The 15700-nt window shown below is 33.9% G+C and carries 17 protein-coding genes; 12 read left to right on the top strand and 5 right to left on the bottom strand.

Annotated features, from left to right (window positions below):
- The 8 genes from LAV82_RS30805 to LAV82_RS30770 all read left to right on the top strand — a co-directional run.
- Window positions 1-1026 (top strand): Ger(x)C family spore germination protein (locus LAV82_RS30805; protein WP_499717605.1); only part of this gene is annotated, 1026 nt, incomplete at its 5' end.
- A 21-nt stretch (window positions 1027-1047) separates the two neighbouring features.
- The gene (locus LAV82_RS30800) at window positions 1048-2157 is read left to right on the top strand and encodes a GerAB/ArcD/ProY family transporter (protein WP_499717604.1); all 1110 of its coding nucleotides are present in this window, start codon (window positions 1048-1050) and stop codon (window positions 2155-2157) included.
- Window positions 2158-2367: 210 nt separating this feature from the next.
- Window positions 2368-3480 carry a GerAB/ArcD/ProY family transporter gene (locus tag LAV82_RS30795; protein WP_499717603.1) on the top strand — a complete coding sequence of 371 codons (1113 nt, stop codon included), beginning with the start codon at window positions 2368-2370 and terminating at the stop codon, window positions 3478-3480.
- A gap of 211 nt (window positions 3481-3691) precedes the next feature.
- Window positions 3692-4792 carry a GerAB/ArcD/ProY family transporter gene (locus tag LAV82_RS30790; protein ID WP_499717602.1) on the top strand — a complete coding sequence of 367 codons (1101 nt, stop codon included), beginning with the start codon at window positions 3692-3694 and terminating at the stop codon, window positions 4790-4792.
- A 1332-nt stretch (window positions 4793-6124) separates the two neighbouring features.
- Window positions 6125-6475, top strand: coding sequence for an immunity protein CdiI family protein (locus tag LAV82_RS30785; RefSeq protein ID WP_499717601.1), 351 nt, complete (start codon window positions 6125-6127; stop codon window positions 6473-6475).
- Window positions 6476-6681: 206 nt separating this feature from the next.
- Window positions 6682-6981, top strand: a complete 300-nt coding sequence (locus LAV82_RS30780; protein WP_499717600.1) for a DUF2089 family protein — start codon at window positions 6682-6684, stop codon at window positions 6979-6981.
- Entirely contained in the window at window positions 6981-7262 is a 282-nt protein-coding gene (locus tag LAV82_RS30775) for a hypothetical protein (protein WP_499717599.1), read from the top strand. The genes LAV82_RS30780 and LAV82_RS30775 overlap by 1 nt, the downstream gene beginning before the upstream one ends.
- A 149-nt stretch (window positions 7263-7411) precedes the next feature.
- Window positions 7412-7804, top strand: coding sequence for a hypothetical protein (locus tag LAV82_RS30770; protein ID WP_211080163.1), 393 nt, complete (start codon window positions 7412-7414; stop codon window positions 7802-7804).
- Window positions 7805-8051: 247 nt separating this feature from the next.
- Here LAV82_RS30770 and LAV82_RS30765 read toward each other — a convergent pair whose 3' ends face one another.
- Window positions 8052-9227 carry an Ig-like domain-containing protein gene (locus tag LAV82_RS30765; protein WP_499717598.1) on the bottom strand — a complete coding sequence of 392 codons (1176 nt, stop codon included), beginning with the start codon at window positions 9225-9227 and terminating at the stop codon, window positions 8052-8054.
- Between the two features lie 253 nt (window positions 9228-9480).
- Between LAV82_RS30765 and LAV82_RS30760 the strand changes: the two genes are divergently transcribed.
- The gene (locus tag LAV82_RS30760; RefSeq protein ID WP_211080164.1) at window positions 9481-9678 is read left to right on the top strand and encodes a hypothetical protein; all 198 of its coding nucleotides are present in this window, start codon (window positions 9481-9483) and stop codon (window positions 9676-9678) included.
- Window positions 9679-9869: 191 nt separating this feature from the next.
- On the opposite strand, the gene LAV82_RS30755 is transcribed toward LAV82_RS30760, so the two are convergent.
- Window positions 9870-10475, bottom strand: coding sequence for a recombinase family protein (locus tag LAV82_RS30755; RefSeq protein ID WP_211080161.1), 606 nt, complete (start codon window positions 10473-10475; stop codon window positions 9870-9872).
- 305 nt (window positions 10476-10780) lie between these two features.
- Here LAV82_RS30755 and clpP point away from each other — a divergent pair, with 305 nt between their 5' ends.
- Together clpP and LAV82_RS30745 are read left to right on the top strand one after the other, a co-directional pair.
- Entirely contained in the window at window positions 10781-11365 is a 585-nt protein-coding gene (clpP, locus tag LAV82_RS30750) for an ATP-dependent Clp endopeptidase proteolytic subunit ClpP (RefSeq protein WP_499717597.1), read from the top strand.
- Between the two features lie 448 nt (window positions 11366-11813).
- On the top strand, window positions 11814-12707 hold the full coding sequence (locus LAV82_RS30745; RefSeq protein WP_211080159.1) for a sigma-70 family RNA polymerase sigma factor: 894 nt from the start codon (window positions 11814-11816) through the stop codon (window positions 12705-12707).
- Window positions 12708-13088: 381 nt separating this feature from the next.
- On the opposite strand, the gene LAV82_RS30740 is transcribed toward LAV82_RS30745, so the two are convergent.
- Both LAV82_RS30740 and LAV82_RS30735 read right to left on the bottom strand, forming a co-directional pair.
- The gene (locus tag LAV82_RS30740) at window positions 13089-13463 is read right to left on the bottom strand and encodes an iron chaperone (RefSeq protein ID WP_499717596.1); all 375 of its coding nucleotides are present in this window, start codon (window positions 13461-13463) and stop codon (window positions 13089-13091) included.
- Between the two features lie 207 nt (window positions 13464-13670).
- The gene (locus LAV82_RS30735) at window positions 13671-14045 is read right to left on the bottom strand and encodes a hypothetical protein (protein WP_211080157.1); all 375 of its coding nucleotides are present in this window, start codon (window positions 14043-14045) and stop codon (window positions 13671-13673) included.
- Window positions 14046-14387: 342 nt separating this feature from the next.
- On the opposite strand from LAV82_RS30735, the gene LAV82_RS30730 reads away from it, so the two are divergent.
- Window positions 14388-14651 (top strand): hypothetical protein, encoded by a 264-nt coding sequence (locus LAV82_RS30730; RefSeq protein WP_499717594.1) that lies wholly within the window; start codon window positions 14388-14390, stop codon window positions 14649-14651.
- Between the two features lie 182 nt (window positions 14652-14833).
- Here LAV82_RS30730 and desA read toward each other — a convergent pair.
- Window positions 14834-15700 (bottom strand): Delta(5) desaturase DesA (desA, locus tag LAV82_RS30725; RefSeq protein ID WP_499717593.1); only part of this gene is annotated, 867 nt, incomplete at its 5' end.

Raw genomic sequence — 15700 nt, 5'->3', positions numbered from 1 at the left:
ACTCAAAGCCCTCCTATTACCATTTACTCGGCTTCCGGTGATAATATAGTCGAAGCAAGTAGACGGGCTTCAGGCAGAATTTCTCGACGATTGTATTATGCTCATACAAACTTGCTCGTAGTTGGAGAAAAAATGGCCAGAGAAGAAGGGCTTGATACCTTAATCGATGCCCTAGATCGGGATCCAGAATTTCGAAATACTTCCACTATTGTGATTGCGCATCATTCGTCCGCAGCTGATCTTGTGAAAACGTTAACACCAGTTGATAAGATCCCTGCCAATAAAGTACTAAAAACTTTAGAATTTACGGAAAGAAAATGGGGCGAGAATGTAAAAACATCACTCCAAGAGGTGATGAAAAGCCTTGAGTCTCCTGGAAGAGGAGCCGTCGTATCAGGATTTCGGCTAGTTGGGAATGCCCAGCAAGCACAAAAGCTGGATAACCTTCAAGAGAGTGCACCTGCAGCAACGCTTGGAGCTTCCGGAATTGCTGTTTTAAAAAAGGGGAAATTAGTGGATTGGTTGTATGGAAAACCAGCAAGAGGAACGGTATGGATTCTCGACAAAATCCAAGGAACGGATATTAATATTGATTGGGAAGGGAAAAAAGAAGCGATTGCCTATCAAACTGTACGCCAAAAAACAAGTGTGTCAGCTCAAGTGAAGAATGGTCAACCTCATATTTCTGTTCACACGCGTGTTGAAGGAGATCTCGGTGAAATGGAGGTACCTGTTGATATCACCAATCCAAAGGTCATTACAAAAATCGAACAATCTCTGAGAAAAGAAATTAAAAAAGAGCTAAAGACAGCTATTGAACGTGCGCAAAAAAACAAAACGGATATCTTGGGGTTTGGCGAAGTAGTTCACCGTACTAGACCAAATCAATTTAAGAAATTAAAAAAGGAATGGAACGATGTGTACTTTCCAAAGTTAGATGTAGATATTACAGTGGAAGCCTATATACGTCGCGCTGGCTTACGAAATAAGTCATTTCTTTCAGGAATAAAAGAGAATCAAAAGTAAGAAAAAGGAGGTGCCAGTTAAATGGAGAAAGCAAAAATTAGTGCCAGTCAGCTCTTTATTTTAATGGTTCTGTTTGAGCTGGGGAGTGCTTTACTGGTACCTCTTGCCATAAGAGCTAAACAGGATGCATGGCTTGCGATTCTGCTGGGCATGTTAGGAAGCTTTGTTTTATTTTTAGTTTATCATAAACTTTATTCGTATTATCCCAACGTCTTACCCACAGAATATATGCAAAAAATCTTAGGTAAAGTGATGGGTACCGTACTGGCTTTTGTTTACATTCTTTATTTTATGTATGATGCCTCAAGGGTTCTACGTGATTTTGGTGAAATGCTGTTAACTTTTGCCTATCCGGACACGCCTTTATTCATCGCGAATGCATTATTAATGCTTGTCATTATTTACACAATTAGAAAAGGAATTGAGGTTATAGCTCGATCAGGAGAATTGCTGTTTATTTTTATGTATGTTCTTGCGGTTGCTGGCTTTATCTTAATTGTTTCTTCTGGTTTAATTGATTTCAAGAATTTACAGCCTGTTTTGGAAGAAGGAATATTACCAACGGTAAAGGTTGCAGTGTCTGAAACTTTATATTTTCCGTTTACCGAAGCTATCGTATTTACGATGATTTTGCCATATTTAAATAACCCTAAGAAGGCAAAGGTGACCATGCTATGTGCAACGGGATTAAGTGGAATCAATTTGGTTATTACGATGCTCATCAATGTTAGTGTGCTTGGCGTTAACCTAACTGCACGTTCACAATTTCCTCTTCTCAGTACAGTAGCAAGCATCCAAGTAGCTGATTTTTTAGAACGACTGGATGTATTTTTTATGCTTGCTATGGTGATTGGGATTTTTTTTAAAATTACCATATTATTTTATGCGGCCACCATAGGAACAGCTAACTTATTTAAAGTTACATCACCTTCAAGGCTATCGTATCCTTTAGGTATCGTTATTCTATTTTTATCTATCACAATCGCGAGTAATTTCCAAGAACACCTTCATGAAGGATTACATGTAGCCAAAGTTGTTCTACATATTCCTTTGTTCACAATAATTCCTCCTATCCTTCTTTTTGTAGCTTTCATAAAAAACAAGAAGAAGCATCAGGGTAAACACATTTGATGAACTAATTTTCATATAGAACATTCTCGTTATCGTTATATTCCTTAGTAAGGTACTTACCAGTAGAAAGAATCTTTTTAGTCTAGAGTTAACCTTAAAGCAATCTACTATCTACTCATAATGTTCAAAAATAGCAAGTGATGAAACCGTTAAAAAACGATTCAAGAAGACAAAAGGTTGCTTTAAATAAAAAAAGGAGGTTCCAATTGCATGGAGAAAGCTAAAATTAGTTCTAGTCAGCTCTTTATTCTAATGGTCTTATTCGAACTGGGTAGTGCTTTATTAGTCCCTCTTGCGATAGATGCAAAGCAAGACGCTTGGCTTGCAATTCTCCTTGGAATGGTATTCAGTTTCGTTCTATTGTTAATCTACCACAAGCTTTATACCTATTATCCTGACCTTTTGCCTACAGAATATATTCAAAAGATCTTAGGTAAAGTATTAGGTACCGTACTGGCTTTTGTTTACATTCTTTACTTTATGTACGATGCTTCAAGGGTCCTACGCGATTTTGGTGAGATGCTGTTAACTTTTGCCTATCCTGACACACCTTTATTCATTGCCAACGCATTATTAATGCTTGTCATTATTTATACAATTAGAAAAGGAATTGAGGTCATAGCTCGATCCGGAGAACTGCTTTTTATTTTTATGTATGTCCTTGCGGTTGCTGGCTTTATCTTAATTGTTTCTTCTGGTTTAATTGAGATTAAAAATTTACAACCTATATTGGAAGAAGGCTTATTCCCTGTCCTAAAAGTGGTATTTACTCAAACGTTGTATTTCCCATTTACAGAAGTCATTGTATTTACGATGATCTTACCCTATTTAGACAATCCCAAGAAAGCAAAGGTAACTATGTTATGCGCAACAGGATTAAGTGGAATCAATTTAATTATTACCATGCTTATTAATGTCTGTGTACTGGGTGTTGATTTAACTGAACGTTCACAATACCCACTTCTTAGCACAATTGAGAGCATCCAAGTAGCTAATTTTTTAGAACGTCTTGATGTATTTTTTATGCTTGCCTTAATCATCACGATCTTCTTTAAAATCTGTGTATTATTTTACGCAGCTGTCGTAGGAACTGCTAGTTTATTTAAGATTAAATCACCTTCACGGTTATCATATCCTTTGGGGCTAATCATTCTCTTTTTGTCTATTACCATTGCGAGCAATCTTCAAGAGCATAATCATGAAGGACTAAAGGTGGCAATGCTGGTTCTACATATCCCTCTCCTTGGGATTATTCCTCCTCTACTTCTTCTTGTAGCTTTCTTTAAAAACAAGAAGAAGCACGGGGAAAACAAATTTAAATAGCTAATTTTCGGATGTAATATTGTCATTCTTGTTAAATTGCCTAATGAAAGCTTCATTCATAGAAAGAATGCTTTTAGCCTAGAACTAATTTTAAATTAAATCTACTATACACTACATAATGTTCAAAGAATCTCAAGTAATAAGAAGGTTAAAGAACAATTTAAAAGAAACAGAAGATCGCTTTAACGTAATCGAAAAGGAGGCCAGTTGAATGGAAAAAGCCAAAATTAGTGCTAGTCAGCTCTTTATCTTAATGGTTCTGTTTGAACTGGGTACTACTTTATTGTTACCTATTGCCATGGACGCAAAGCAGGACTCTTGGCTTGCGATTCTGCTTGGAACAGTATTCAGTTTTGTTCTGTTTCTAGTCTATAATAAACTTTACTCGTACTATCCAGATCTTTTACCTACAGAGTACATGCAAAGAATATTAGGTAAAGCCATAGGAAGCGTACTGGCCTTTCTTTATATCTTTTATTTTATCTATAATGTATCAAGGGTTCTACGTGATATCGGCGAGATGCTGTTAACCTTTGCCTATCCTGATACCCCTTTGTTCATTGCGAATGCTTTATTGATCCTTGTTATTATTTATACAGTTCGCAAAGGTATCGAAGTAATAGCCCGATCTGGAGAAATCTTTTTTATAATCATATATATCCTAGCCATCATTGGCTTTATTCTCATTGTATGTTCGGGGTTAATCGACATTGTGAACTTACAACCAGTACTTGAAGAGGGGATTATTCCACCCTTGAAAGTTGTTTTTACTCAAATCTTGTATTTTCCTTTTAGCGAAGCGATTGTGTTTACAATGATTTTACCGTATTTAAAAAACCCAAAGAAAGCCAAAGTGACCATGTTATGTGCATCAGGATTAGCTGGCATCAACTTGACTATTGCCATGCTGATTAACATTAGTGTACTTGGGGTTGATTTGACTGAACGTTCCCAATTTCCTCTTCTTAGTACCATACAAAGCATCCAAGTAGCTGACTTTTTAGAACGTCTTGATGTGTTTTTTATGATTGCTTTAGTTACCGGTGGTTTCTTTAAGATAAGCGTATTGCTTTATGCGGCTGTCATAGGGACGGCCAACTTATTTAAGATTAAATCATCTTCACGACTTTCATATCCTATAGGACTTATGATTCTATTTATGTCAATGACGATTTCTAGCAATTTTCAAGAACACATCCATGAAGGATTGGGGATAGAAATGTTTGTTTTGTATATTCCCCTCTCTGCGATTATGCCTATTCTGCTGCTTCTTGTTGCTTTCTTGAAAAATAGAAAGGACCATAAGCAATAAAAGGTTTATTTGCATTATTCCCTTCGAATATGAGGTGGTTCTTACAATCTGTTACCCCCCTCTCTAAGACAAGGATTATTAGGGGGAATTTAAACTATTTGAGGTGATTTTTATGTATACCTGGTTTTATGATCATTTTGTTAATACAATTCTATTTCCTCTTACTTGTATAGTGATTGTAGCCCTCATGTTAAGTGCATATGCATACTTAAAATTGAGGAAAGCAAATAATCAATAGTCTCTAGGAATTGTTGATTTTTAATATTGATTTTTCTTCCCCCTTTAAAAAACTGATTATGTGTAGTTCTACTTTTCGTCATATCATTAAGTAAAACTAAACGTATTTTATTAAAAGTAGTGTTATTGATTTTACTCCATGTAGACAAATGAAACTTTTTTCTACAAAGTATTACGCTTCTAAATCACAGAATATCAATGATTATTTAAAAGTTATTTCTTTTATTTCGACGCGGATTTTTCTAACAAGATATACTTTTACGAATAAGATATTTAAATCTATTACAAGATGTTAAAGTAATTATTATCGTTAATAAAAAAAGAAAGCTACCCCATCGTTGCAGGACGGATAGCTTTTAGGGAATTTATATGTTTCTATTCATAGAAAAGTCTGAATAATTTTACAACAAATTTATAAATAAGGCAATATAGGACAACTTTGAGCATATGTATAAAAGGTGAGCTTTTTATACATTTACCTTCCACTTGGGTATCGAGAAAATGTAGTTATATCAACAATGTATAAAAAGCTGCATAGACGAGAAAATATTCTCACCGGGAACCCTCACTGCCACAAGGGTTCTTTTTTATGGTGTGTTCCGGAAAGAGTGATTATGTTAATTACCTTTGTATATCGTATACAGCTTAAAAACAGAAAAACTCCCTATTTCCGTAGGGAGTTTTTCTGTCGTGCACCATTATTTTTGATGATACATCCATAGTGAGTAGTTTGCTCAAAATACTATTTATTATCCAGCAAGAGTATAAATTACTTTCTAATATTTATCCGAACTAAACAATCGGTAAAAAAGATAATAGCAAAGGGAATAGCATAAATACCGAAAATTGCAAGAAAAGCTTTATGTTTATAAATTTTACCCTTCATTTATATGAATCCACCTTTATATATTAGAGTGAATATTTTAGCCTTTCTTAAGTAGAATGTTCAAATAAAGGAAAATTATGTATAACAAATAGCAACTTGAATTAAGCTGCTATTTGTTTATGATTGCCGATAAAATCCATTATGTTAACTTTGGCATAGGATATGGAAAGATTTCAGTGTATTATAAAGAATATAAGTGGAGGTAATTTATGTTCTTTAAAAACTTATTTAATAAGGAAAAATGCAAACATAATACATATAAATTAGAAGCTGATTTCTCGGCAGATCCCATCTGGTGTAATAATTGTGGAGAAAATCTTGATCTTGAAGAATTTCCTTTGTCTGAAAATCTTAAAGGTGAGCTTGAAGAGTGGATTGATGATTATGGAAACTGGATTGATTTTGATACCGATTCTTTAAGGGAAAATGGAATAGAAATGGAAACGGAATATAACAGAAAAGGCCAACAGCTCTTTGAAGAAGTAAAAAAACAATTAGGTATAGACTATCCGATTGTTTTTGTTCCTTCTAAATCAGGAGAACTATATAAAGACCTATAAGAAAAATAAGCAGTCCTTAATAAGAGGACTGCTTATTTTTCATTACCGATAATATGTTTTAGGTTAACTAAATGCAAATACTGTATACATGCTAAACACTAATAAAATGAAATTATATTTTATTAGTGTTTTTAATTTTATTAAAAAATACTTTAACTTTATTAAAGTATATGATATATTTTAAATAAAGGAAGAGGTGGTTATATATGGATAACAAAGAAGTTCCTTCATGGATACTGTCGTTAGAAAGTGATGATTTAGAGTTTATAAGAAAGTTTGTATTAAATTCAGGTTCCTTAAAACAGCTTGCAAAAGACTATGATGTTTCCTATCCAACTGTTCGCATACGTTTGGATCGTTTAATACAAAAGATTGAAATAAATGAGGAACATGATAAAGAAGAATTAATTGGCCTTGTTAAAAAGCTTGCTATTGAAGAGCGCATTAGCTTAGAAGATGCCAAATTAATTATAGAGAAATATAAAGAGGAAAAGGGGATAAATTAGTGGTCGATGTTAGTAGAGTCTTAATTCTAGGAACTATATTTGGAGTTCATTACTTTTTATCGAGTAGAGCTAGTGTATATTGGGGAGCGATCTTTCCAGGAGCTTATGTAGTATACTGTGGATGGATATTTACAACTCATCAAGTTGAGCATCCAATCCAAGCTATTCTATGGATGTTATTAGGATTAGTATTCATTGTTGTGGAATGGGGAGTAGGAAGAGATGCTTATAAAAAGAAACAACAAAATGAATTAAACAAAATGAAAACTCAAGATATATAAAAGGGACCTTTTAATAAAGGTCCCTTTTATATTGTTTCCGATAATTGGTATTATGTAAACTGTATCTGTATAGAGCATACAAAGATAAATTATAGAAAAAATGGTATTATATGGATTATAAATGAAAAACAAGGTAATGGGGGATATCGATGAAAAAGTGGTATGTAGCTTTAATTAGTGTTTTACTTTTTATTTCTTTGATTGGATGTCAAAGTAAAAACGAGAAACCTTTGACTTTCTCTGGTAAGGGAGATCAATGGTCAGCAAAAGTGACAGTAGATTCAAATAAGGATAAAAAAGAGAATAAAAGTATTAAGTTAAATTACTTAGGCAATGATTTAGATTCTGTCGGGGAATTTGAATTTAAATTAGATTCACCAAATGGTCAATGGGGAATGGGCGCTATTAAATTAGACAAAGAAGGTAATTTTGAAGGTGAAAGCGACATGAACACTAGTGAGAAAACTTCTAAATCTGATCAATTAGTTCTACATATTGAATGGAATAATCAATCTGAAGAGATTGTTTTGGAAAACAAATAAGTTCCTAGAAAACCAACCATATAATTATGGTTGTTTTTTTGGTTGTAGCACTTTTTACATTCAATCTGCTATACGATACATCTCAGACTAAAATCTTTTCCATGCAGACTTTTTGCTTCTTATAATACCTGTTATGTCTACTAGAGTTGTACACCGTATACAACGAAAAAACAGAAAACAACAAACTGCTGAGAGTAGTTGTTTTCTGTGAATGATATACAGTAAGAAAGAAGTTTTTATTTGTAATTTAATGTTTTACAATAGTTACATACGTAAGTTTACTTACATTTCCTGTAGCATCTTTAGCAGTTACATTAAGTTTAGTTCCTTTTTTCTGTACTGGAATTTTAACAGAATATGCGCCTTTTGCATTTGCTTTTGTATATCCTAATCGATTTTTACCTACATTAACAGTTACAGTAGAGTTAGCTTCTGCTTTACCTGTTACGACCTTATCATTATCATCTACTTTATTAACTGTTGGTTTACTAGGTGCAGTAACATCTACACTTGCAACCTTTACATATGTGACGCCACTTACGTTTCCTGCGCTGTCTTTTGCTGTTGCATTCAAAGTAGTTCCTACTTTTTGAACAGGGATGTTAACAGAGAACGATCCGTTTGAACTTGCCTTTGCATAGCCTATTCTTTGCTTTCCTACGTTAATAGTCACAGTCGAGTTAGCCTCTGCCTTACCTGTTACGACTTTGTCGTTATTATCAACCTTATTAACAGTTGGCTTAGCTGGAGCAACGTTATCTACAAAAGCAGTTGAGATAGCATAGATATCCTCTTCAAGGTTATCATCAATATCGTCTAAGTTGTCAGTATCTATAACAGGGATATAATAAGTACCGGCCTGCTTAACTTGATAAACTTGTGTTTCAATTCCATCATCGTATTCAGACCCTAAATATTCCAAATTACCATTATCTTTAAAATCTTTTTCTGTTGCTATAAATCCTAGTTCAATAGCAGGAGAAGTTACACCGCCTGCTACAATCAACGCACCGGCAGTAGGTACATTCACTTTAAAAAAGTCTGAATCATACAAAGGGAGAAGTTGACCTAACATTGCTTTATCATGCAACATTGTGTTCGCTCTATAAAAATCATTGTTTGGTTCTATCTCAAACAATGGGTCTTCACTGTTGGCTTCAACATTTGATTTATTAAATCCTTTTGCTGATTTTACTGAATAAGATTTAGGAGTTTTTAATGAATTTAATACATCAGATTTAATAGTGTTAAGTTCATTAGACTTAATAATGCCTTTTTCGAGCGATTTATTCATTTCAGCTTGTTCTTCAATGGTTTTCTTTGAAACCGCGTACTTATTTTCTTGTGCGTGAACGGTGCCTATAGACAGCGAAGAAGCAAGTAAACCTGCGGATAGTACTGAGATAATACCTTTTTTATTCATCTAATCTCCCCTTTTAGTTATATATGACTATTCCCTTACTATGACTATGATACTATGTAATATCCAGCACAACTATATATTCTCATATTCAAATTCCGACAAAAATCATCAAATCTATGTATTATTTAATAATCGTATTGCTAGATAAATCTTTTTATCTCTGTGTTTAGTACATGTCCACAATCCAGCTGTTTTAAAGGGTTTTGGCTCTCAAGTGTCGAACGTAGCAAGTCATGGGGAAGGGACTGTTTATATGAGTCTAGAAGGCCAATTTGATAATCATAAAAAAAGAATAGCAATTACTAGAAAGCTAATGGAGAATGCTAGGCAAAGGATTAAGTTATCTTTGGAGTTGGAGAAAGAATTGGAGAATTTAGAACTTCAAAGAAGAATGAGGCAGTTAGAATTGGAAAGTAAGTTACTAAAACAGCAAGAAAAAGAATTAGGTTAATCACTATAGGGTATCCGTCAGGGTACGTTTTTAAAAATATATCGATATATAGTGAATTTTAATTGATGTTTTTGTGTAAAGTTGAGTAGGTCTTTGCTTTTACACTTTATTTGCTGACTACAATTAATCATGCCAAGAAGCATCACCTATTTTGCAAGCAAGTCCAATAAAATTAGGAGGCGAAGGAGACTTTACTTCCTTGCCTCGTATACTTTCACCTTATTGTAAAATGTCGCTTTCTTCATACCTACCTCATTCATAAAAGCTACGGCAGTGATTTTTCCAGATGTCCAATCTTTATATAGCCTATCCCACTCTTTGGGAAAGCTAATAATGGGGCGACCAAGGTGTTTCCCTTTCGATTTAGCAATATCTATACCTTCTCGTTGACGCTGTAAAATGGTTGATCTCTCTTGTTCAGCCATAGATGTGTAAACCTCTATAATGATGTTATTTATCATATCTATGACCCACTCTTGTCCCGTTGGTACGTCTTGCATAGTAGTAGGTAAATCAATAATTTTGATCCTAATTCCTTCATTTTTAAACTGCTCTAAATATTTTTTAATTTGTGCCTTATTCCGTCCTAGGCGATCAATCGATTTAATGTACAATGTATCGCCATCTCTCATTGCCTTGAGCATATTCTGAAAGCCCTGGCGTTCCATGTCTCTGCCACTAGCCTTATCACTGTATATGTACTTTTCATCCATTATATAAGGTTTTATTGCTTCTAACTGTCTATCTAAATTTTGTTCATTTGTACTCACACGAATATAGCCAAAATTGATTCCCAATTTTAAAACCATCCTTGTTTTAGTAGATAGTTCAAGTATATGGCAAAACGTATAAAAAGATCTATTACTTTTTATACGTTTTAAAAGGTTTATTTTTAAGACTAAATAGACGGTTTATCATTGGTTTTTCCATAGTATAAAAAGGTGTACCTTTTTAGATTGATTTATTAGGAAGAACTAGATTTAAAAAATCCTTAAAATTAAAAGATAAGCATATATTAGTTATGGTTGATTATAAATTGACTATCATCGTAAACAAAATTTCAAATAAAAATAACTGAATTCTAGAAGATGGAGGGGACCAAATGAACTTTGTCCCATATGTAATTGAGCAAACACGAACAGGTGAACGAGCTTATGATATTTATTCACGATTATTAAAAGATCGTATTATCTGGATAAGTGGAGAAATTAATGACGAAACTGCATGTAGTATCATTGCACAATTATTGTTCCTGCAAGCAGAGGATGACAAAAGGGATATTGCTATTTACATTAACTCACCAGGAGGGGCTATCACAGCTGGATTGGGAATTTACGATACCATGCAACAAGTCCGGCCTGATGTAAGTACATTATGCATTGGAATAGCTGCATCAATGGGGGCTTTTTTACTTGCAGGTGGCAAAAAAGGAAAACGATTTTCTCTTCCCAATAGTGAAATTATGATTCATCAACCATTAGGGGGAGCTAAGGGGCAAGCATCTGACATTGATATTAGTGCTAAAAGAATCCTAAGTATGAGGAATCGACTAAATAAGTTACTGGCTTACCATACAGGAAGAACAATAAAAGAAATTGAAAGAGATACAAATCGTGATTATTTTCTAAATGCCGATTCTGCAAAAGAGTATGGTTTAATTGACCAAATTCTAACAAAACAAATTTAAGAGCAAAGAGAGATTAGGGATTCAATGGTGTTGTACACAAAAAAACAAGACTTAGATATAACATTCATTAAATATTCATAATAGAAAATGAAACTGATAATTCCTTGATTCAGGAAAAAAATTCTTTTTTTATTCAATAAAATATATCATTTGAGGTTTATCTGGTTTTATTGCTGGAATTTTTTTAAAAAGGTTATTCCTCTCTTTGTCATACTGATACTACTACTTAAAAAGGGTGTATAATTAGTATGATAAAGTTGCACTTATTTAAGTAGAAACATTACAGATTATTAAATATATCAAATACCACGATCTATAATTTGGATAATTTAAGAAGACAACATAGTTAGACCATAAAATGATTAAGAATATCAAGGGAGATAGTACACACACTAACGCTTTTTCTATCGACTTCTTTATTTTTTAGATGAAAAGGGGTGATATAACGTTGAGTAAGAATCAGAGAATTTGGACGGATGAAGAAGATTTATTCGTTAAAGTACAATATGGACGAATGACGTTACAAAAGATTGGCGAACATTTAAATCGGAGTAAAGAATCTGTTAATAAACGTATTAGTAGATTAAAACTTCGGACCGAAGAAACACGATTACGCAAAAACTGGACGGAGGATCAAGATACATTTCTCAAAGAAAACATCGATACCATGAGTAATCGTGAAATAGGCGAACATTTAGGGAAAGTAGCCAGTTCTGTTGTTACACGTATCAAAGTATTAAATCTTGAGTGGAAAGAAAAAGTTCGTAGATGGACGGATGAAGAAGATGAGTACCTATTAAATTACTACGGCTCCGCACCTCTTAAACATATATCAGAAAGTTTACAAAGAACTGTAAAAGCCTTAGAGTCTAGGTTAAATCGTTTGGGTGTATATGGAGCAAAAGCAAATACAACAAACATTACAGTCTACGAATTAGCCAAGGGTCTTCAAATTGATGTTCATACTGTTTACAACTGGATTAAGAATAACAAAATGCCCTATAAAAAGATGGTAGCGAAAACGCGTGAATTTATGTTGATTGACGTACTGATTTTTTGGGGATGGGTTGAACAGAATAGAGGGCTTATTAATTTTTATAAAGTGCCAAAGAACGCTCTTGTTCCAGAGCCAGATTGGGTAGATAAACAAAGGGATATTGATTATCTTACTCGTCCTAGGAATGAAAACAAAAACTGGAACGATGAGGAAGACGCTCGCCTAAGGAACATGTTTTACGGAGAATGTCGTACTCAAAAAGAAATAGGCGAATTAATGGGGCGTTCTGCTAGGGGCATTCAAAAACGATTAGACCGGTTACGAAAAATGAAAGTTACTGGTTGAAATTTGTTCATTTGGTGAAAAACCCAACCAAGATAGGAAGTATAATGGGAGTTGAGACAGGACTTCATTAAACTGAGCGAACGCAGAGCTAAGAATGAATATCATGAGATATAGCGCTTCTTAACTAGAACAGACTATTAAAGGTAGTCTAATACACCAATACCTTAAAATCATTTTGTCTTCTGCAGCAGGCTGTCTAACAGGCCTGCTGTTTCTTCTCTTTTCAGCATTGTATATTGTATCTCTTATGATTGTCTTGTTGCATTCACTTAATATAACCCTGCTATTCAGTTACGAACACGAATTATCAGTAGGTGATTAGGAGTAATACTATCACTATACCTTTTTCCTCATCATGATATTAATCCAATAATATTGCATTTAGCAATGATCATTATAACGAGCCAAGTTATCTTTCACTGATTCTTCTAAGATTTTCTGAATGACAGTCATCGAAAGCTGATTAATATTTCTGAATCGAATACATCCTTTTCCTACATTTAGGTCTCTTAAAGAATCTATATTCTTTTGCAGAATAGGAGTATTTAGAAAGTACAGACTTATATAATTTTTTTGAGAAGCAAATGCACATAGTGAACCGTTTAGTTCATAATAAGGCATTCCATATTTAATGGATTCTATAGCATTAGGTACTATTTGAATAATTAAGTTGCGAAGTTGGGTCAAATCACGCTTTCGATTGTCTGGTACTACTTGTTCCATATACTGCTCTACTGTTTCAATGGTGTTTGTCATACTATTTTATTCCTCCTATAATCTAGTTCAGTACTATCTAATTATTCTTAGCTAATTTGACATCGACTTAGCCGGTGTGTTTGTCGTGTGTAAAATATTACTCTACCATCTTTTCTACTCTTACTATTCCAGGGGAATAATTACAATCCCTACTAATTAACTAATATTCTTTACATAACATACATTTGAGAAATTTATTTTTCAAAGTTATAGATACGGAGAATCAACCATTTCAACATGTAAACCTGTTAAAACTACTTTTTCTAAAGCATTAGAACATTCGTGAGAGGTTCCTATGTACATATAATAATCATAACCAAAATGGACAAAAAACTGGTTTCCTAACTCTAATTTACACCACACTGCATTTCGTAATGTTAGCTTTACTAGCTCTTTTACTTCTTGAATACTTATCCATTGTCCTATCCATAATTTTGATATAAATTCAGTCGCATTTTGAGCTTCTATATCTTCAGACCATTGTTCTAACCCTTTTATATAAAGTTTGTTAATATTCATTTCATTCATGAATGTTACAACCGCATTAATATAATTTTTTTCCACTTTCAAATACTCATCCATGTTTATCTTTACTCCTACTTCAGAAAAACAAGTCCATTCATCATTGAGAAAGTAACCATTATTATCTCTTTTTAAGGGGTTATACTTCGTTACCCTCCTAGAATACAACTAGCACTCATCTCCTTTTCAACAGTATAGGTATTATACTTACTCATTAACATACAGAAAACTCTTGGATGTAAGAAGAAATCTATTTGCTAAAGAGAATTCGGTATTCAATTTGTACTTCCTGCAATCTTATCCAACATATCTTTAAACCATTATAGGGAATAGGTATCAATAATATTCAGAATAATATAAAATATTAAATGGAAGTAACTTATGGAAAAGGTGGTGAAAGCTATGGCTGAAATCACAGGAAAAGAAAAAGTGGAGTTTTACTTAGATGGAAATTTATTAATGGAAGGTCCAGCCTCTAAATTTTTTAAAGAAGGAAGCCAGCATGGGAAAAACACTCCATTAGGTTTAGGAGATAGGTTTGATATGATGAATTTCCCGGAAATGGATGACAAAATAAAACTTCGTGTTATGAAAATGAAAGAAGATCTTCTAGATTCAGGAGAAATTCACACGCTTAAATACTTTCTTTCAAATTATGACGATTAGAAATAATGGCATACCAAAAGCACCCACTAAAATAGAAACGTGTAATCCCATGGGGCTTCAACGTTTACTCTAAGGGGTGCAAGTCCAGGGACACTTTTTGTGTAGTGACCTTTATTTGGGTTATAGTTCAACTAATCCAGGTATTTTTTTATTAAAATTGAATGATTTTATCGTCTGGATATTCAATTTTCATCGAGGTTTGGTCTTTTGTTATTCAAATTCATAGGCGATTTTTTATTGTCTACTAGATGCTTAATTTCTTTAAAGCTTACAAAACGTTTATTTTGTTGATCTAAAAGTCGAAAACGAAGGGACTTCAAGCTGGTGCTTAGTGTAATGGTTGTTGCTTTCCGTAATGGTGGCGCAGACTCATGCGCCTTTTCTAAATTATAGTTTGGAACTCTTGGAGCCAAATGATGTACATGATGGAACCCAATATTACCTGTTACCCATTGTAAAACTTTAGGGAGCTTGTAATAGGAGCTACCATCAACTGCAGCCTTCACGTAATCCCACTCTTTTTCGTTTTCAAAGTAGGAATCCTCAAATTGATGCTGTACGTAAAATAGCCAAATTCCAAGTGATCCTGCTACAAAAAGGATGGGAGCTTGAATGAGCAGAACAGCTTGCCAACCAATACCCCAACATAAAAGTGCATACACTGCAACAATTGAGAAATTGGTCAAATACGTGTTCAAACGTTCCTTTCGTTTCGCGTCTTTTCGATTCAATCGGTTAGAAACGAAGAAAAGATAGATGGGCCCTAGTCCAAACATAACAATTGGATTGCGGTAAACTCGGTAAGCTAACCGGCTCCAGTAGGAAGCTGCAACATACTCATCAACTGTCATGACCCACACATCACCGGTTCCTCGTTTATCTAAGTTACTGCTCGTGGCATGATGAATCGAGTGACTTCGTTTCCACTGTTCATACGGAAACATGGTGATAACCCCACTGATTGTCCCAAGAATATTATTCGCTTTTCGGCTTTTGAAAAATGATTGATGACAACAATCATGGAAAATAATGAAGATTCGGACGACGAA

Origin of the sequence: Bacillus sp. ILBB4 (assembly GCF_035064545.1) — a bacterium.
GTDB lineage: Bacteria > Bacillota > Bacilli > Bacillales > Bacillaceae_H > Priestia.
The sequence above is the reverse complement of the archived record's forward strand: the minus strand, read 5'-3'. Positions and strand labels throughout refer to the sequence as shown.

Bases quoted from the DNA above. Each gene is read 5' to 3' on its own strand.
- LAV82_RS30800 (WP_499717604.1), top strand. From the start codon at position 1,048: ATGGAGAAAGCAAAAATTAGTGCCAGTCAGCTCTTTATTTTAATGGTT.
- LAV82_RS30795 (WP_499717603.1), top strand. From the start codon at position 2,368: ATGGAGAAAGCTAAAATTAGTTCTAGTCAGCTCTTTATTCTAATGGTC.
- LAV82_RS30785 (WP_499717601.1), top strand. From the start codon at position 6,125: ATGTTCTTTAAAAACTTATTTAATAAGGAAAAATGCAAACATAATACA.
- clpP (WP_499717597.1), top strand. From the start codon at position 10,781: ATGAACTTTGTCCCATATGTAATTGAGCAAACACGAACAGGTGAACGA.
- LAV82_RS30770 (WP_211080163.1), top strand. From the start codon at position 7,412: ATGAAAAAGTGGTATGTAGCTTTAATTAGTGTTTTACTTTTTATTTCT.
- LAV82_RS30740 (WP_499717596.1), bottom strand. From the start codon at position 13,463: ATGACAAACACCATTGAAACAGTAGAGCAGTATATGGAACAAGTAGTA.
- LAV82_RS30730 (WP_499717594.1), top strand. From the start codon at position 14,388: ATGGCTGAAATCACAGGAAAAGAAAAAGTGGAGTTTTACTTAGATGGA.
- LAV82_RS30780 (WP_499717600.1), top strand. From the start codon at position 6,682: ATGGATAACAAAGAAGTTCCTTCATGGATACTGTCGTTAGAAAGTGAT.
- LAV82_RS30760 (WP_211080164.1), top strand. From the start codon at position 9,481: ATGAGTCTAGAAGGCCAATTTGATAATCATAAAAAAAGAATAGCAATT.
- LAV82_RS30790 (WP_499717602.1), top strand. From the start codon at position 3,692: ATGGAAAAAGCCAAAATTAGTGCTAGTCAGCTCTTTATCTTAATGGTT.
- LAV82_RS30765 (WP_499717598.1), bottom strand. From the start codon at position 9,227: ATGAATAAAAAAGGTATTATCTCAGTACTATCCGCAGGTTTACTTGCT.
- LAV82_RS30735 (WP_211080157.1), bottom strand. From the start codon at position 14,045: ATGGATGAGTATTTGAAAGTGGAAAAAAATTATATTAATGCGGTTGTA.